Source organism: Anoxybacter fermentans, assembly GCF_003991135.1.
GTDB classification, from domain to species: Bacteria; Bacillota; Halanaerobiia; order DY22613; family DY22613; genus Anoxybacter; species Anoxybacter fermentans.
In genome coordinates this window covers 424,385-445,292 of record NZ_CP016379.1, presented here as the reverse complement: position 1 = coordinate 445,292, position 20,908 = coordinate 424,385, and the positions used below count along the sequence as shown (strand labels likewise).

General features: G+C 35.4%; 6 protein-coding genes. 1 reads left to right on the top strand and 5 read right to left on the bottom strand.

Features of this window, described 5'->3' with window-relative positions:
• Window positions 1-784 precede the first annotated feature (784 nt).
• The 5 genes from BBF96_RS01910 to BBF96_RS01890 are packed head-to-tail and all read right to left on the bottom strand — an operon-like array spanning window position 785 to window position 19,649.
• A complete protein-coding gene (locus BBF96_RS01910) occupies window positions 785-1,141 on the bottom strand; it encodes a hypothetical protein (RefSeq protein WP_127015593.1) in 357 nt (118 codons plus the stop codon).
• Complete coding sequence (locus tag BBF96_RS01905; protein WP_164730851.1) at window positions 1,138-6,069, bottom strand: RHS repeat-associated core domain-containing protein; 4,932 nt, start codon at window positions 6,067-6,069, stop codon at window positions 1,138-1,140. Before BBF96_RS01905 ends, BBF96_RS01910 begins: the two co-directional genes overlap by 4 nt.
• Window positions 5,960-11,377 (bottom strand): RHS repeat protein, encoded by a 5,418-nt coding sequence (locus BBF96_RS01900; RefSeq protein WP_164730850.1) that lies wholly within the window; start codon window positions 11,375-11,377, stop codon window positions 5,960-5,962. Before BBF96_RS01900 ends, BBF96_RS01905 begins: the two co-directional genes overlap by 110 nt.
• A 24-nt stretch (window positions 11,378-11,401) precedes the next feature.
• Window positions 11,402-19,201, bottom strand: coding sequence for a PKD domain-containing protein (locus tag BBF96_RS01895; protein WP_127015590.1), 7,800 nt, complete (start codon window positions 19,199-19,201; stop codon window positions 11,402-11,404).
• Window positions 19,155-19,649 (bottom strand): hypothetical protein, encoded by a 495-nt coding sequence (locus BBF96_RS01890; protein WP_127015589.1) that lies wholly within the window; start codon window positions 19,647-19,649, stop codon window positions 19,155-19,157. The genes BBF96_RS01895 and BBF96_RS01890 overlap by 47 nt, the downstream gene beginning before the upstream one ends.
• 156 nt (window positions 19,650-19,805) lie before the next feature.
• On the opposite strand from BBF96_RS01890, the gene BBF96_RS01885 reads away from it, so the two are divergent.
• Window positions 19,806-20,753: an NHL repeat-containing protein gene (locus tag BBF96_RS01885; protein WP_127015588.1), complete on the top strand. Its 948-nt coding sequence runs from the start codon at window positions 19,806-19,808 to the stop codon at window positions 20,751-20,753.
• Window positions 20,754-20,908 lie beyond the last annotated feature (155 nt).

The following is a 20,908-nucleotide window of genomic DNA, read 5'->3' as shown; positions in this document are numbered from 1 at the left end:
AAAGATAGCTTTAAAAGTTTCCTTTAAAGGTGGTTGAACAATTAAAAATTGATTTCGTGATTTAAGATTTCTATTAATTAAAGGTTTTTTAAAATATCATTTCTGTTTCATCAGGTAATTCTACTAAGTAAAAAGTTCTTCATCTAAAAATCTATTTATGCTCTTTTTTAAAAAATTTAAACATATCATAGTAGAACCAATATTATCCTGGTGATAATAGTAAATTTCTGCTTCACTTCTTACTATTCCTTCTACTTTTGCTATTGGAGGGACAAATGTCAAAAAGTATAGATCGAAATTCATATAATTTACTGATTTTACTGCAAAAAGCTAATTCTTAACTTCAAGAAAAATTTTTCGAACCATCTAAAGTTCGATTTTAGTCGAAATAAGGCACAATAATCAAAGGGCCCTCCTGGCCCTTGATTAGCTCATCACCTCCTGTGATGAGACCTTATTTTCGACTGAAATCTCACTAAGATGGTTTAACGAAAAATTTCTATGTCGCTCAAAATTAGCTTTTTGCAGTTTAATCATTATATCGCTATATAATCCTTTAGACCCCACTATTATCAGTAACGCACTTGCTCACTGGTTATCTTCCCGCTGGTCAAAAGACAGGACTTCTTTTAGCCCATCGGCTCAGCAAACATGCCGGGCGAATACAAAAAGGGCTGTTGACCTTTAGATTTCTGTCAACAGCCGTTAAAATCTTTTTCACATTATCAAATAACTTGTCCTTGTTTTCTTAATCCTCTTATCTAATTTAAAAACATTTTATATCTTAATGGGGTTTTATTATAAATTTCATCCTGTTTAAATCAAAATATATTTCAAATATATTTATCCCAAAGATTTTAAAACATATAATATAAGCAATTAACCATACAATTATAAATACTATAGCTAAAACTAACCCAAAAAACTGTCCAACAAAATAATTTGGTGTTAAAGTTTGGATAATTGTTAAAACAATTGTTAAACCTATTATCATACTTATATATACTACTACTGATAGTAAATAATAATCTTCTAATCCCAATTTCCAGCCCCAAATAACCATACCAGCAATTATTAATATAGAAATAATGAAACTTTTAAGTAAAAGTCTCCAGGTAAATTTTCTCCTAATCTTTCTCAATAATCTTCCTCCTCTTCTTTTAAATAATTTTTAAGACTATAACTCAAATCTCCTATAGCTCCCCTATATGCAGGAATATCATTGGTAAGCCCTGCAAAATTAAATATAAGTTTTCCTTTACTTATCAAGCTACCTGGAAATGGTAATATCTTTTCACTAAATCCATACCGTACGTTCTTGATTAGCACACCACCTTTTTTAAGTCGATAATATTCCCTTATTTCAGAAATTGCTGACACCGTTCCATAAAGACTTATACCAATGTCGATAGTTAAATAAATAATTTCACCTTTCAAACCAAATATTTTCTCATATCTTTCACGTAATAGATTAAATCCCTCCCCACCACCTGAAAAAGCTTTACCCATTGTTGATAAACCTTGCCCAAAATTAAAAGCACCATGAACCAAAATATACCCTCCAATACCTTTTGTAATTAAAGTAGCATCAGGAGTTAGAATCAAACCACCTCCAGTAACCATTTGACCAACTCCAGAAAATAAAATTACAGTTCCTTCAGCCAAAGCTGACCAATTTATATCTGCATTCCATTCTATATTTTTGTCCTTTAATTCTCCTGCAACTCTTTCATAAGCGATAAGATATGCATCATAAGAAATTTTACCCTCTAAATATAAACTCGTTAATCGCGCTAGATCTGGATGGTCTATAATTTGTGCATTTGATTTCTTTAAATTTCTATTAATATTGCTAAATGTATCATTTAAATCCAGTTTTTCTTCTGCAGTTAATCTATCATCATCATTAACAATCTTTCTTAACCGTTCAATATCTTTATCAGTTAACTCTGAAGTTATTCCTCCAGTGCCAGCTGTCAAATTCGCCATATACCCTGTAGGATCCACATATTTTAACGGATTCTGTAATACATAGATATAAAGATTCTGGCTCTGTGGATTAATTACATTACCTGAATAAGTATCTTCTGTAATAAACCGTCCGGTCTCAGGGTCATAATATCTTGCATTATAGTAATACAGCCCAATATTTACTTCTTCTCTCTGGCCTGTGTACTTAAACCCTGGTTCTACTTTCTGGGTTGGTCGCTTTATTGTCCCAGGCTTATACAAATCTTGACCAAATGGTGCATAATCCTGCTCAAATACTATCTTCCCTTCCTTGTCTGTCATCAACATCGTAGAACCAAGATTATCATGATGGTAATAGTGAACTTCGGCATCACTTCCTACTATTCCTTCTACTTTCGCTATTAGCTGGCCAAATGCATAAATATATGAAATCTTCTTACCTTCTGTACGGTGATCCTCAAAAATTACCTGGTCTAAATAATTGTAAACGTAATATGTTACTTTATCTCCTTCTACTACCTTTAACCGCTTACCCGAATAATCATATCCATAGCTGGCAATCTCTTCTTCATTCTTCCATACTTCACTCAAACGATTCCGGGAATTATATTTATACTCCCAATATACTGTTCTTTTACCTGATGTAGCTGTATAAGTTACATCATCACCACTTAAAGTATAGGTATTACCTTTCGCAATTAAATTGCCAGCTTTGTCATACTTATAAGCCATCCTTTCGCCTGGCCCAACTCTAATCAACCCATCCAGATAACTTCCATTCAATCCTGCAAAACCTTCTACATCCTGACTTTCTCTGGTCTTTAAACGGTTACTACCTGAATAATATTCATAAGAGTAGGTTACATTGTAATGGTTATTAACATCTGTATAGGTTTCTGTAATTCGATTGCCTACTGCATCATAGTCATACGTAATCTTTGTTCGATCATACCGGCCATAAACCCTTACCATTTCCTTCAATAAACCTTTAAACTCTACTCTATTTACTGCTTCTCCTGTTACAATATCCCTATCATCATAGTTAGAGTGAATCTTTATCTCCCCTGCTGTGATAGTGGATTTTAAAGTAATGATTATCTTACCTGTGGCATCCTTGTCAAATACCCATTGATCTGGCAATAATTCTTCATACTCTTCACCTGCATGTTGCCTATAGAAGATCCTTATTCCTTCTTTACTTATCCTGTGATCTACTATTTGCCCAGGGATTAACTCTATCCGGCCAATCTTCTGTAAATTACTCAATTTCAAACCTATTGTACTTGCTGCGTAGTCAAAATCTACTTCTATATCTTTCAGTTCATAATCCAATACTGCATTGATGAAATAATCATCCTGGGCATATCCCATCCTTGCCGGAGTATCTACCAGGAAAGTTCCATCTATTTCTGCTGTCTTTAAACGATCAAGTTCGTCATAAGTATAAATATTGTTATTGCGGCGAATTACGTTTCCATTGGCATCATAGGCATAGTTTAACTCCAATGCCACTTCTAATGTACCATTTTCTCCTGGTATCTTTACTGCAATCTGTTCTGGTCTGCTCATTATCTCAGGTGTTATTGCAGTAATTACACCATTGTTAAATCTCATCTGAATTAAATTCCCTGCCGGGTCATAGGCAAAATCATCTGCTATATCACCGATACTGATAAGCTGGTTCAGCTCATTATAATCATAGGTAATCCATTTACTGCTCTCCGGATATTTTATCTTTCTAATATTTCCTACAAAATCATATTCATATTGGGTAGTATATGAATTGCTGTCAATTGTACGGGTTTCTGCAATAATCTGGTTTAATCTGTCATAAGTATAACTCAAACTACCCAATCCATCCACTACTTTTATTAAGTTACCTGCTCTATCATAGTTATAAATAATCCTCTCTTCTTCTACATATCCAGCTGGTACACTATCTGTTGTTATCCGACTTAAATCAGGTAGTTGATAATTTTCACATAGAGGTTTATAGTAAACCTGTTCTTTAATCTGTCCATCAGCATAATAACTTATGGCTGTTATATTTCCGCGTGGATCAGATGCGGCTATGACATTTCCTGTCTTATCATATGCCATCTTATAGCTCATTACATCTCCAGCTCTTACTTTTACCTCTTCTACCAATAGATTTAGATCATTGTAAATGTAATCAGTAGAAAGGCCATTTGCCATCAATTTACGAACTAGATTGCCATTGGGGTCATACCAATACCTGGTGCTATAACCTGTTGGTTCAATTACTTCTGACAGTTTATTCAATCCATTGTAATAATAATATGTGGTATAACCTCTACCATTGGTTACTGATGTACGATTACCTATCTCATCATAACCATATCTCTCATAACTTCCATCAGGTCTTATAACCTTCACTAATCTGCCCAGTCCATCATATTCATATTTATAATAATTACTTCCTGATGGCATACCCTGAATGTCAGGGTAGATTTCTTTTATCTTATTCCCCGCCTTATCATACTCATATTCTACCTTATACTTAAGATCATCCCCGCGAATAACAGACTTTAACCAATACTGTGAAGTATAGGTATAACGGGTGATTCGTGGTCTGGAATTTGAATCATATGAACCAGGTTTATTAATCTCCACTCTCTTGTTGCCTACCCTGTCATACCAGATCTCTGTTGTATTGCCCATTACATCAATGGTTTTTATCTGACGGGAAAGACTGTCATATTCAAATCTGGTTGTATAGTCAGGATTTAAACGGTAACTTGTCCCGAGAATTTTAACATCTATTCCATCAAAATTTGCTTTAAAAGATTCCACTACCCCTCTGGGGTCTGTTACTGCTATCTCATTTCCAAGCTGATCATACTGATGATAAGTAATCCGGTTCAGTGGATCAATTTCAGCTAATACCCAGCCCCGTGGATTATAGACCTTCTTAACTGTCCTTCCTTCTGGATCAACTGTTTTAATCAAATTGCCTACTGGATCATAATAGTTCTTTGTTACCATATTCTCATTATATTTATTTACAACAGTCTTAATTACACGGCCAGTAGCATCGTAAATATAATCTGTCCTGAAATCGCCCAGGGTAGATGTTGCATTTCCGTTGGGCATAATCTCTGCTGTCTTCCTGCCCAACTCATCATACTCATAACGAATAACTGGACGATAAAAAGTAATTGAACTACTACCTGGCAGAATTACCTCAGTCTCAGGCAGTATCTTTTCTATCAGCTGATTCCAATCATCATAGACAAAGTCATAACACTGGCCTTTTGCATCTACTATTCTTACCTGATTACCCAACCTGTCATAAACTGCCTGAGAAGAATACCTTGTTTCACTATCATATTTGGCAACTTCCACTACATTGCCATTCCAATCCTTGATCTCCTCTGTTATATTGCCTTCTGGATCAATAATGGTTCTTTTGTTTTCTCTGTGGTCATATATAATCTCTAAATGATAGTTTGCAGCTGTAGGTTCAGCCTTGTATTTCACATCATCTGGATAATAAATATCTGTCAGACGATTTAACCCATCATACTCTTTAAAGGTTACATATCCTTCTGCATCAATCTCCTTTATCCTGTTGCCAACTCTATCATACTCAAACTTCGTGATAAATGGTGAACTTTGAATATTGCCATCTATCTCTCTCAGTTCACTATGCTTAAGATATTGTCTCAACTCTATCCATCTATTTAACCCATCATAGACATAGCGATTTAAGTTGTAAATAGTTAAATTACTATCTTCAGGTATGTCAGCAACAATACTGTTTATCTTACCAATGGCAGATTCGATTGTATTTATCCCCAGAACTACATTGGCAACTGTTGTCACATTATTAATATCATCATAAATCTGCAATTCGACCAGATTGTCATCCCGGTTGCTATAATATGATGGGTTTAAATTTCCAATAGTTCCTGTAAAGGTATCTGTATCATCCGGATATTTGATCCAGACAAGACGGCCAATATCATCATAGCCATATTCTGTTAAAGCACCATCCGGGCCTATTTCCCATATCTTCAAACCAAGCATCATAGCCATACTGGGTAACAATCCGCTCCTGTAAAATACCATCTGCATCTTTTCCAGCATCTTTTATAACTTTAACCAGAAATGCATTATGAACACTATCATAAATCTTATCTGTGACATTATTCAATGGATCAATGATTCTGGTCACATTTCCATAGATGTCATATTCATATCTGGTCTTAACCCATTTATTACCATGACGTCTGGCCACTGTAATAAGATTGCCTTTACTGTCATAATGATAGTGGGTCTGCTGGGGTACAAATCTATTACTCACACTATCATAATTCAATACAAACTGATCTGCTAAAAGGTTGTGAATTCTTCCATTTACAGCTACCTGGCTTTCATCATATTTCATAAATTCTACATCTGTTATTCCTTTTGAATCTGTATTGAGGTAGTGGTAATAAAATTCTGCTCCACTCTCACTATTGTAGTGATAGATTTTATTTCCCCAATTGTCATAATCAAATTTTTGAATATATGAAGGTATTGTCTGATACCCATGATAAACTCTCTCTTCAATTATAGCTTTCTGGTCATTATAGTCATACTGTTCTTTAACTACCAATACCCCATCTGTATTCCCTTTTATATCATAAATTCTCTTTTCAGTATTTAAACCATCTTCATTAAATTCCATCTCTATTCGCTGATATAATTGTTCTACGATCGCTTTAATGATTCTGTCACCCTCATACACAAAACTGTAATTCATCGGATTAATCCCTTCAATATCTGTAGCAGAAAGATATTGCACCTGATTCTTTACCTGCAATTTTCTACTGAGATAATATCTTCTTACATATCCATCATATTTTATTTCGTATTTATATCCTTCATTATCTACACCACTTATCACATCATCTATAGAGTTCACTCTGACCCCACTTGAAATAGAATAACTATATTTACTAATTCCCCCTGTTGGATAATTGATTTCAGTAAGTAGCGGAATTTTTATTACTTTTACTTTATCTTCAACTATTTTTTCACTTACATCTTTTCTATTTTCATCTACATAATCTACCCTTACCGTATATTCTGCATAATAACCTGTTTTAAAGGTATATTCATCATAATCATAGGAAGTAATGCGGTTCATCCGATCTTTTACTGAAGTTAATCTACCGTCAGTATAACCATATGTAACAAATTCTTTCCCATTTACAAAAATCGCAGTAACTCGACCATTATAATATTGAAAGGTAATTTTTCGCTGCAGGGTATCTGTAATTGACTTAAGCTCATTACCAGAATAAACAAAATTAATCTCATTTTGACCAGTACGGTCTATCATCCTTACTAAACGCCCGGACTCATCAAATTCATATTTTGTACCATCTTTAAAGTATATTTCATAACCAACATCATTCCAGAAAAAGAGCCCCTTTTGCTGTTTCTTTATCGCAATAAAATGATGTCCTTTATGATATTCAAAAGTATTTTTACGATAGCCGTGATTTGATTTTCCTTTTTTCCACTCACATTTTATCGCAGTACCATCTTCCAGATAGATATACTGACCATGATCGTTATCCTCTATTCTTGCTATATTCCATCTCCAACCATTACCAAAACCTGCATAAAGGGAAGTCTTCTTTACCAATACATCCCAGACTGCCTGATTGGAATTATAAATACGACCTAATTTCAAATCAAATCCATTACGCCCGGGTAAATTCACATCCACCGTATTGACATTTAATGCTCCAGAAGAAGGTGATACATATTCCTGATTGTTCTTAAAGTAAGTACCATAAGGCGCTATCCCCAGATCTTTATATTCATCAGCTGCTGGTGAGTAATTTTCAGTAACCTGGACATTATACATCGAAAAATGGGTACTTGTAATTATAACTTTATTACTGACAATATCTACTTCTACCTTTGGCATCACAACCCAGAGTCCATCAGCTTCATTGTAGTAATAGACATCCAGGTCAAATTCTGTATAACCTTCTGGAATCTGCTCCTCATTATAACTTACTGCAATGGAAATTTCTTTCTTAAAATCTGTCTCCTTTATCTCTCCATTTTCATCTATCACTTCTAATTTATAAGTCTTACTTACAACCGTTTTTGTCGTTTCAGGTATTTCTTCATCCTCAGCTACAGTAACCTGTATAATCCCTTCCTCTTCCATGGCTTCAGCAGGAATATTTATAGCAACTTCACGGCCATATTCAACTTCTCCGCCCTCTGCTGGATTTATCTCAACTTTAGCAATACCGGCTTTTTCAGTCAAAGCTTCAGTAGCATCACTGATATTTTCCACATGGTCAACAGCAACCAAATAATAGGTATATTCATTACCATTTACTACTTCCTGATCAATATAGTCTGGTTCCTCTAGAGGTTCAATGATCCGGACATTTCCATCATTCCATGCAGGTTCTCTATATAAACGGTATTCTACCAGGTCCCATTCGGTATTTGCCGCCCACTTAACCACTATCTCCCCATCACCGGGATTGACTTCAAAATCTTTAGGAACTGCAGGGGATGTTGTATCAACATAAACCTTTGTCTTCCCAATAGTTTCAAGCCCTACATTGTCTATGGCTTTGACTGTAATTTCATGAATACCATCAGATAATACAGGCAATTTATAGGGACTTTCTACAGTTATAAATTCACCATCATCAATCTGAAGTTCATAATGGTTAATACCAGAGGCTTTATCTGTAGTAGCAAAGGTTATTACAGGTTGAGTATTTTGACTCCAGCCTGCCGGATCTGCTACCGGTGTAAATGGTTCCGGAGGAGTAGTGTCAACAAATACTTGAACAGTAGTAACTGTTTCCAATCCTACGTTATCTACAGCTTTTACATAAACTGTATGCACTCCATCTTCCAACTCCGGCAGAGTATAAGGACTTTCTACTGTAATATACTCACCATCATCCACTTTCAGTTCATAATGGTTAATTCCCGAATGTTTATCAGTGGTAGTAAAACTTATTACAGGTTGAGTTACCTGACTCCAATCTGCTGGCTCTGCTGTTGGAATAAACTGTTCTGGTGGAGTAGTATCCACATATACCTTAACAGTTCCAGCAGTACTTAATCCCACATTGTCAACTGCCTTAACCCGGATAGTATGTATTCCATCAGAAAGAACGGGCAAAGTATATGGGCTTTCAGCCTCTACATATTCTCCTCCATCAATGCTGATCTCATAGTGATTCATTCCCGACTGGTCATCTGTTGTAAAGAAACTTATTACCGGCTGGGTTACCTGACTCCATCCGGCCGGGTCAGCTTCAGGTACAAACGGATTAGGAGGAGTTGAATCCTGTACAAGACAAATTTCAGTACTTATCTCCTGATTTAATTCATCAACAACTCTAAAGGTAAAATAATTATAGCCTGGGTGCAATTGTGCTGAATAGGAAAAATACTCATCCTGTAAATCAACTTCTATACCATTAACATACAATCTACATTGGGAATAATCTTCAATATATCCTTCAATTGGATAATAATTTAAACTCTCATTTAATACCAGACTATTGTAATCCTCATTAAAATAGATAATTGGTGGTTGGCTATCCCGCCGTACATAAATAGTCTCAGAATCAGAAAGACCCCTTTGTGCAACTGCTTCTATTGTTATTTGATTTATTCCTTCCTCCAGTGCATAATATGCCTGAAAATTCCGACTGCCAGTTGAAAACCAGTTTCCATTGATATATAAATCATGGGAAGGCAAATCTGTTTCTCCTTCAATTAGCGCTTCTTCAGCATTTGTCAGATATCCATCTTCAGGAGAAGTAATGGTTACTAAAGGAGTCGGTTGTAAATATACATCAACCTGATCCACATTGACCACACTTTCATCGCGGATAGCTTCTACTACAATGGTTCGTCTAAAGTTCTCTTCTGTACTCTCTTTGTCCAATTTAACTTCTGTCTCAAAATAATTATTTTCTACTGTAACCTGCTCGCCATTGATTTCTATTCGATCATAATCCCCTCTAACAAATCCTTTCACTAAAGATTGAATTTTGACAACATCCCCATTCCCTGGATAACTGATTATAAGATCAGGTTTTAACTTCCGGGATTTGATCTTACTTCCCCAGACTATAACTTCATAAATTGGTCCAATCAAGTGTTTTTTCCTGGGATTAAGCAAAACAAATCGAATCTGGTCAGTTTCTACAGCTTGATTGGTCTGAATCACATTCCACCCTTCTATAAGATCCTTTTCTGTCAATTCTGGAGCAAAGAGCTCCCAACCCCCAGAAGATAAATATTCAATCCTGATAGAGTCAACAAATTCACATTCCTGTAACCAGGTGACATACTCTACCCCGGTTTTCTCAGGCAAATGGAAGGTTAAAACAACCTGATCATAAACCTGCCAATCTGTCTCCCAATAGGTACTCAAATCTCCATCAATCAGGTTAGACAATAACTGTTCATTATTTCCAGAACCTTCTACCTGTTTTATTGTTCTCTCACCATTGTCATAATACAATTTCAACCGGACGTTGGTTATCTTAAATCCATTCTTTTTGTTATTCCCTACTTTAAATGTAATCTTATTTTCTCCCTGAATCAGTAAAGTAGGGTCGATTTCTTCAATGGCTGTTGTCCATGTATTAAGTGCCCCTAAAGGAGTTAAATAATGATATCCTCCTTCATTAATCTGCCAGAAACCTTCCACATAGGACTCTAAATCATAGATATCATAAATGAGTTCTGCTTTTTCTACATAGCGAATGGGAACATCTATTTTAACATGAACACTCTTTGGCTCCGGAGTCCCCTGTGGTCCACTTCCACCGTGAAACTCCAAAATCTCATCTTCTACCATCTTATACTCTTTAGTTTTGAGTGGAATCCCTTGAGAAGTCTGGCCCCAAAACTCAATCTCACCAATCCCAATTTGATCAGTCTTACTGTATCTTTCGATTCTTAAACGAAACTGATTAACTAGATGATCCAGACTGATAGGATAACGGTTCCAACCTGAATTCATCTGGTTTCCATTAATTAAATTTAGCTCTGCAACAGAACTCCATCCACCATCTTCAGTCAAATACTCCAGACTAAAACTACAGTTTGAATTTTCAATAATATAAAATTTAACTACATCAGGGTTTATTCCCTGATCAAATTTAAAGTAAATATATTCCACATTTCCGTTCAATAAAATGGGTTGTGTAAGCACATCTTGATCAAAAAGAGCTTCAAAGGACAATATATTTTCAGGATTTTCCACTTCTACCACTGAAGGTAGTACCAACCCCGAAGGGGGCTGGAAGGCAGCCTCTATATGCCCTACCAGCCCTACTATCATCAAAACCATTATAATCAATAAATGTAAAGTACCTTTTTTCATTCTTAATAACCCCCTCTTAACCATTTACTGGTTTCCGAAACCAAAGAGATTATTTACATCTTCTATCGTAAGTAATGTCTTTTCATGATGATAATATGGTGCAATACCATTTCCGTAAAAGATATTGTTACAAATTATTGGTGTATTGACTCCTTCTTCTTTAATGCCATAATAGAGGTTATTTTCAAATCTACAATTATTTATAGCAGTAGAAGACTGATACATATGCACTCCGATTCCATTTTCTCTAAAGATAGAATTTTTTATCAAAATGTCCTGACGATTCAAAACCAGGCCCCGTTCAGCATATTCAACTACTGTATTGAGAAACTCAGAACCCAGACTGGTGCTGGAAAGATAAATTCCCTTCCAGAGGTTAGGACCATAAGTTCCTGTAGGGTCAGTAGTAGTAAATCTAATTTCTTCATAACTACCATTACAATTTATAGTTCCATTTACCACTATTCCTTTTCCATTAGGAACCACAATCACAGTACCTGATTGAATAGTTAAAGTAATTCCTTCAGGTACAATTACATCTCCTCTCAATTCCATTATCCCGGTCCAGGTCTCATCTAAAGTCAGTTCACCCTCCAGTGTATTGGTTACAATAACGCTCAATTCAGCAGATGCTTTTCCTCCATCATTATCGGTTACAGTTAAAGTCACTGTATAATCTCCAATTTCGGTATAACGATGAGATACAGAAAGTTCTGTAGTTGTTACAATTGCTGTTCCATCACCAAAATCCCATTCATAAATCTCAACTGTTCCATCCTGGTCTGTAACCACAAAATCTGACTCACCCAATCGTAATTCCCGTCCTTTATAGACAGATCTACCATCACCAACCTGAATATTCGGTGGAGAATTAACTCTGATCTGTTGAACTACTTCAGAAGAAATATTACCAGTCATATCTTCCATATAAAGGTAGAAATAATAAGTACCTATTTCAGTCTGATCAAAAATCAGAGTATGTTCTCCAATTGCAGTAATTTCTTCTTCATGATAACCCTGTTCTGGTGTAAATCTTCCATCTGGATGCTTTAATCTATAAAATACTTTACCAACCTCGTCTGTAGTCCATTTTATTTCAATACTCTCACCATTTGTCACAATCTCTTCATTTCCACGAACAAAGGCTACAGATGGAGGTATAGTATCAACGATAAACGGTATTGATGTAAATCCAACATCTGACCACATATTCAGAATATTTTGGGCCTGAACAGCAATATAGTATTTGCCTCCTTCTTTAAGAGAAAGATTCTCAGCATCAAAGGTAACTGTAACACTCTTATCATAGGTATTGTTTTCTGAATTAAGTGAAATTACTTTACCCGTCAAAGTTGTAATTTGATCCTTCTCATCCTCTGCAATGATCTGATAACGATAGGCTTTAATACCAACTTCAGTTTCCTCTGAAGAGAATGTAATATTAGATATGGTAGTTTTGCTCCTTAAATAATGGCCTGGCCCCTTAACTTCCGGTGTAGATGGCGGAATTAAATCAACTAAAAAACCTTCATCATATCCTACTTCAGACCATGCGCCAGCATTATTCTGCGCCTGAACTGAAAGATAATATCTCTGGTTGTGTTTTAATGGCAAATCATCCCGATAAATATGGACATACTCTCCAGTTTCTTCTATATTTACCCATCCATTGGTCACATCCACTTCTCCACGGACAGTACCAATTCCATAACGATATCTGGCAATCTGTGTCTCAGGATCACTACTTCTCCAGCTTAAATTCAGATTTTGTGATTGATAATCTCCATCCATTAAAATCACTGGTCGAATAGGGGGTGTAGAATCAATTGTAATATGAGCACTGGCTATCTCAGAAACTTTACCGGAAGCATCCCGCGCACGAACAAAGAAATAATAGGTTTGACCATTAATAAATGTTGGAGAATTGATCTCATTTTCTGCAGTAAGGAGAATTTGTTCTTGAGTGGTTGATTTCCACTCATAAGTCGTTGGATTAGCTTCTGGAGTTAGATAATATTCATATTCTACAATTGGCGCATATGAGGGAACTCCTTTCCAGACAAAGAACAGTTCCCGACCATTATTTGAGTACTCACCCTCTGAATGTACATATTCAATAGTAGGTTTTTGCATATCAATTAAGATTCCATCACTGCGCGATTTAGCTGACTTAAGACCGGCATTATCAGTAGCTAGAGCTGTAAAGAAATAGATTTCTCCTTCAACTAAATTAAGATTTGAGACTGTTTCTTCAGGATTGGTAATCTCTTTCCAATCCATCACTGCCGTTTCATCATCCAATGTTCCAATAGCATATTTAAAACCTTTGATCCCGGATTCTTCATCCCGGGAATAGAAGTGAGCAGTTAATTGATCAGTAAAGTCCTGATAATCTCTCAAATCATCAATGATTGGAGTTATCGGCGCCTCCACATCTGCCATAATTCCTTCACTTAAGCCAACCGATTCCAGACCAACCCGATCCACAGCTTTTATCGCAATATAATAAGTTGTACCATTTTTAAGATTTAGATTGGTCAAAGTAATTCTGGTCGATAATGGATCCCCAGTTATACTTTCTACAGGTTTCCATTGAGCCTGAGTAGAATCTCGAACAGTCAGATAATCATAATAATAGGCGACCGTCCCCGAGCCAGTATCTGGTTTTGTCCAGGTCCAACTGGCTGCCAGTGTATCCAACCTGGTAGTATAGTTACTTTCGGTTAAAACTTTAGGTATAGGAGGTGAAGTTGTATCAATACGAAAACCATCTCCGATAATCACAGTTTCTGTTCCTGCTCTGTTGATTGCCTTTATGGTAGCAAAGTATAATCCACCATCTCCAAATTCCAGACCCTGGACTGCTGTTGAGTTTTTAGTTCCCAGATAAATCCAGCCGTCTGTTAATTCACCACCACCACGGCTTGTCCCAATTTTAATGTAATAACTGCTAATACCTGATTCTTCATCCACAGCATCCCAGGTCAAATATACATTTTCATCTGTAAAATATTCTCCATCATTAAAACTGATAAACTGTGGTGGAGTCCAATCAATTATAATTCCATCACTATAAGCAATTGGAGTAAATATACCATTAACTTTTTCTCCCAATACCACATAATAAGTTTTACCATTTTCAAAAGTTATGCCATCAGATTCATCAACAGTTAAACTTACATCAGGTAAATTGTTTGGATTGGAAAGTTCCACTTCTCCATAAACAACACTACCGTTTTCAGCAACTATTTGATAATAATATTGATTATCTAACAAATTCTCATTCGGGAATGATACAGTAAAGTGGATTTCTTTCCTTCCGGTACAGATTCCGTCATCTTTAACTACTGGCATTGGCGGTAAAGTAGTATCTATTATGATAGGATTTGTCGTTTGTTTTTGAACCAATCCTACTTCATTAGTTGCTTCAATGGTCACATAATAACTTCCATCAGCTAAATTAAGACTATCAATAATCAGATCCATTTCCTTCTTCCACTTATCAACACTAAACCATCCATTTGCATTACCCGGTAACTGACTGGATATCTCCTTACCACCAGGAGTAATACCAATAGCATATCTTATTTGAAGTAGATTACTCTCATCTGTTATGTTCCAATAAACCTTCAAATACGTTGGATCCCACTGTGTCTGATATTGATCTGTACCAGGTATTGGATTTCCTCCTTTAAGAGATTTAAAAACTGGAGGAGTTGTATCAATTAAAATGGGCACACTAAACTCCACATTTTTCAATCCCAGATGATCAATTGCCCGTACTACTAGATGATATTCTTTTCCATCCTCTAGAGAGATACTTGAAAGTTGAGATATGTCTGAGCACCAATTTGTTACTTTTGCCTCATCCAGTTCTTCTGAGAGACCATACTCCAATTTAGCTACTCCTGAACCGTAATCTATAACTTCACATACCAGAGTTAAATTACTCAAACTGGTTAACCTATATTTATCCGGTACAGTACCCTCACTATCACTAAATTTAATTTCTGGTGCAGAACTATCTACAATTACTGGATCTGAATATGCAACAGTTTCTCTTCCAACTATGTTCCAGGCTTTTACAACAAAGTAGTATTCCTCTCCATCAATTAGATCATAAGGAGCAACAATCTCATAATAATTTTCAATCCCTTCTTTAATAGAGATAGAAACCCATCGATCATCCGGTAAGTTATCCAGATTTGATAGTTCAGCTGCAGTTACAATGCTATACACAGCTCTGTCAACTTCTGTTTCTTCTTCTGTCAAACGGAATGTTGCAAATAATTCCGAGGAACTTACTGTATATTTTACTCCATTCAATTCGGTCCCTTGCAGTGTAAGATCAGAAATTACCGGGCCAGTTTTATCCACTTTAAATACCATTGTCTTTGGCCTGGTTTTATTTCCTATATTATCTTCCGCAACCACATAAAGGGTATTAATTCCGTGAGGAATTTCAATATACTCTCCAGAAGAGATTGTCCTTTTGGTTGATAAATCACCATTCCAATAATAATAGAGATCTTTTAAACCGCTGGAACTACCCCCACTAATAGCTGGATTCTTGTCAATAGCCTTGACAATTACAGTAACCTCATCAACAAATTCACCCTTCAAAATACTATCCCTATGCTCTTCTGGCAGAATAATTTCTATTTCTGGAGCGGTTATGTCAACCACAAAACTGGTTTCTACTGAAACCACACCAGGAATCAAATTGTTATATTCATCCTTAATCATTGAGTATCCATCATCTACACCAACTCGATAATAGTAGGTATAACCATCCTTAAGGTTAACAATAGGTTGATAAAGAATGTTTGAATTATTGGCCACTTCCCATTTAACAATGGGATTTCTAATTCCTGCTTTATCCTCTTCGATATAATAATAATATGTCAGACCATCACCATCCACATCTAAAACTGGCTCACAACCTAATGTGGGTTGTAATTGATTTATAAAACCTTTAACTGTATTTACTGGTACCTGTGGTTGATGATTTGGAATATCTACAGAATACCATTCAGAAGAAACAGCCTCTATCTTCTTTTCTAATGAATTACGAGTAACTATTTTGTAGTTATATCTGCCATGGGGAGAACAATAATCACGATAGGTCTGCACCGAACTATCAATCCAACCAGTCTCCTTTTCCAACCCTGTATCCTGGTTTTTACGGATTATTTTGTATTTGGCAGAATAACCAGGGTCAACGGAAAAATCTACATAATGCTGATATTCCCCTGAATCAGTTAATTTATAACCGAAGTCTAAAACTTTTAAAATACCCACTGATGGCAAAGAATAACCGTAATAACTATTGGTCCACCCACTTTCATTACCAGCTTTATCTACAGTCATTAATTGCACCTCATACTTATCATTTTCACCAATTCCTGTAATCCAATAACTATTAGTATTCACATCTACCTCTGTCCACTTATCAGTACCATATTTCCTGTATCTAATTCGATAACCCCCAACCCCACTAATATCAATTCCACTTCTGGGTAATTGGTCTGCACATTCATTCCAACTTACTTTAATTGAATGATTACCTCCACTAAGAGTAATGGAAGAAGGTTTTTGCGGAGGAGTAATATCATAAATAATCCGAACCTTATAAGAAGTTTTGCTTACATTACCCGCCTTATCTACTGCTTTCATATAAATATTTTGTGCTCCTTCGACTTTGGGAATGGTTAGTGTATATGAGTTAGCTACATTAATTTCTTTTATTCTGTTATCTGCATCAGACCAAACCCTAAATCTTGCCACATCATTATCACGAATTAAAATATTCTTTAGAGTAACCTTATCTTCTTTGATTTCTGCTTTTTCAATCGAAAATTCAGGAGCAAGTGGAGGCGTTAGATCGACAATAAATCTTCTTGTCTCCGATTCAGTACAATCATATCCGTCATATGTGCGAACAAACCATTCATAAGATCCATCTACAATGTTTGGTCTATATATAACCTCTCCATTAGAAGCCCTAAACTTTGAAGATTCCTCACCATTAATAACAAAAGTATACAAGAGAAAATCAAGATCACCATCTGTACTTTCTGCTGCTTTTAAAACAAAAGAACTTTCTTTATTGCAATTAATATACTCACCATCAGCCGGAGATAATAAAGTGGCCCTGGTAGGAGCATTATTTTTTACCTGAACGGGACCATATTCAACCCAATCAGTGTAATTTGGGGCTCCTGGTTTACTGTTATAGGTTCGAATAGCAAACTTATACCTCTTATGGGCAATTAAATTATAAATTACATAACTATAAGTACCACCTGCTGGGGTACTAATACTTCCCACATCACGAATAATATCAAACTCTTCATTATTAATTCGATTCCCACTACTATCAACTTCAAAATATTTTATTTGATATCCAGCAGCTTTATCGCCAACCGAGATAAACTGCACACTTGCAGTATAACCCGAAAAACGGTTTCCGCCGGTAATTACAGATTTAATACTTGTTTTCTCTGGATATGTATATACTATTATTGGATCTGAAAATTGTGATTCATTACCTGCCAGGTCTCTAGCTCTAACTTGAAATTTAATCTGTTTATTAAAACCTCCATTATATATATATCTGGGTTCCTTAATCCCCTGAGCCACTATTCTATCATTAATTTTAATATCATATTCTTTTATTCCACTTGTATCTCTTGGCGGAGTCCATTCAAATTCTATCTTTGTCTCATCAAAAATTTGATACTGTAAACCATCTGGAGAATCTGGTGGAATAGTATCAATATAAATTTTTAACCAGTTACTATCATTATCTACATAATCTATATAATTATCATATTTGTCATATGTCCTTACATTCAAATGTAACACAGTATTTGTTTTTACACATTCCAGTGGAAAAGAGAAAAACCCATTTTGCACCTGACTTTCATCAAAAGCCTGAACAACATCAACAGCAAGAGCTTTTGAATCTTCAGTATCAGTATCAGGATAAGGATAAACAACATCATCTTCATCTGGTTTCGGCGGCATTGTATATCCAGAATCTAAATCTAACCTCAACGTTCTTATAGGTTTATCTATTATATTTGAATTATCATCTTCTAATTCTAAACTCCATACTTTAAATTTTCCAATTCCACTTTTAAGTCCATATTCGGAAAAACCATTATCTTCTGGAACCTTAATCTCTATAATCGGTGTTGTAGTATTTGTGTAATATACGCCAGTTTCATTATTTTTAAAATAAGGAAATTTTATAATATCTGGCTTATTCGGTTTCACTTGATCATATTCTATACTTGTATGGGCCTGTGAGGGTAAAATATAGATACTAGAAAGAGTTTTAATTCTTGAAGATTCGTAAAATATTTCTCCACCCTTTATTTCCACAGAACCAGGCTCTCCAGGAGAACCAGAATCACCATCTTCACCTGATGGACCAGAAGTACCTGGAGCGCCACCACTTCCTCCAGCCCCTCCAATTCCTGGAGATACATCAAAACCAGCTCCTCTATAAATTTTCACATCCTGACCAATGATTAAAATTTGACCACCATCTCCACCATTTCCACCATCACCACCATTTCCTGGTCCTCCACTTATACTTGCATCAGCTCCTCCTTTTCCACCACGGCCACCAGTTCCACCTAGAGATTTTACCATCTTTTTTATTTCAACCTTTCCTTTTTTGGCAATAACTTCAATCCACCCACCATCTCCACCGGTTCCACCCATACCACCATTACCTCCGTCCACTCCAGAAAAAAGTCCTCCATAACTATTTCCTCCATCTCCACCTTTTCCGCCTGTACCACCTATATTCAAAATATTTCAAAATGTCACCTTTATTAGCAATAAGATATAAATTGGATGTTTTACCATCGCCACCTTTAGATCCATTATAACTATCCTCACCATTCCTTCCAGGTAAGCCCTGGGCACTATAAACATTGATACTATTTTTAATTAAAATATTTCCATTTGAGCTTATCATGCTTAAATTCAACTTAACCTTGTCTGTTACAATTTTACCAAATATATTTATATTACCTTCAACATTCAATGTAGTAGTATTTTTCACTGTTAAAGTAACACCCGAATTAATAGTAAAATCCCCTTTAATATCATAAGTACCTCCGGTTAAAGTAGAATTTTCTGTAATTCTCAATCCATTGCTATATGGACCTGAGGAATAACTTTTACTAAATACTATTTGGTTTAAAAAGACCAGATAGATTATGAGAATAAAGAATATAAGACATCTTCTCCTCATGAGATTCTCTCCTTTCAACCAAATCTTGTCTTCAAAGAAATATTCGCTATTTTATAAAAATATTCTTTCTTTATTTTATTTTCTTATTTAAAGGTATTTTTGATATTTTTAACGAATAATAATTTTATACTTTTTTTTGAAAGGAGGAATCAAACTATGAAAATCAGCCACATAGCATTAACCTTTTTCATGCTTTTTATCTTTCCTGTACTCTTTTCCCAAAACACCTTTGCCGTCGAACTGCAATTCATTAATTCTTTTGGAATTTCCGGCATGAACAATGGTGAATTATTTTATCCATATCAGATTTCCTTAACCAGAACCGGTGAATTAATTATCATTGACAAAAAACCATCTATTCAATTTTTTAATATTGAAGGTAATTTTATTTCTTCATGGACAGGAGAGTTACCCAATGAGGTGAATCAAAGAGAATACATGACAATAACCGTTGATCAAAAGAATAATTATTATATTACATTAGAAAACGCCAAAAAAGTTTTAAAATATTCTTCTAAAAAAGAGTTAGAAATGGAGTGGAATGATAAATCTTTCTCATGGATAGAAGCCCTACTTCTCACCGAAGAAGGAAAATTTTATCTGGCTGATAACAATAAATTGATGCTTTTAAATCAACAGGGCCAGATCGAACAATCCTTCGAACACTTAGATTTATGGCAACCCTTGAGTCTAGCTTTAAGTTCTGATGGAAATATTTACATTGCTGACACAAATAATAATAAAATTAAAGTTATCAACCCTAAGGGAGAACTGGTAATGGAATGGGAAGAAACAGGAACTGAAGCAAATCAGTTTATTAAACCACGTTCCATTGCATTTGACGAAAAAGAAAATCTTTTTGTCCTGGATAGTGAGATTAAAGACGATACCATTTTTTCATATATAAAAATATATTCTAAAACCGGAAAGCTTCTAAACACCATTGAACTAACTAAAATAAATCCTGAAAATGAATCTTTTTTCCCTACAGATTTTGTAATCTATCAGGATAAACTATATCTGGTGGATATGGCTGAACAATGTATCAAGGTATATCAAATCCTATATGATACCTCAAAAGATGAAACATCAAACTCTGAATAAAAAAAAGAGAAGGACTTCTCCTTCTCAGGCTGTTAAAAAAGGGGAGGCGCACATAACTTGCTCCCACAGAGGGCCAGAAAAACTAAATATAATTTCTTCCGCTACCGGACGCTCCGCCATCCTGGCTCCGCGTCCTTAAAAGTCAAGGCTTCCGC

Coding starts and splice junctions, on each gene's coding strand:
- BBF96_RS01905 (WP_164730851.1), bottom strand. CDS start 6,069: ATGCAGATGGTATTTTACAGGAGCGGATTGTTACCCAGTATGGCTATG.
- BBF96_RS01900 (WP_164730850.1), bottom strand. CDS start 11,377: ATGAAAAAAGGTACTTTACATTTATTGATTATAATGGTTTTGATGATA.
- BBF96_RS01890 (WP_127015589.1), bottom strand. CDS start 19,649: ATGAGGAGAAGATGTCTTATATTCTTTATTCTCATAATCTATCTGGTC.
- BBF96_RS01885 (WP_127015588.1), top strand. CDS start 19,806: ATGAAAATCAGCCACATAGCATTAACCTTTTTCATGCTTTTTATCTTT.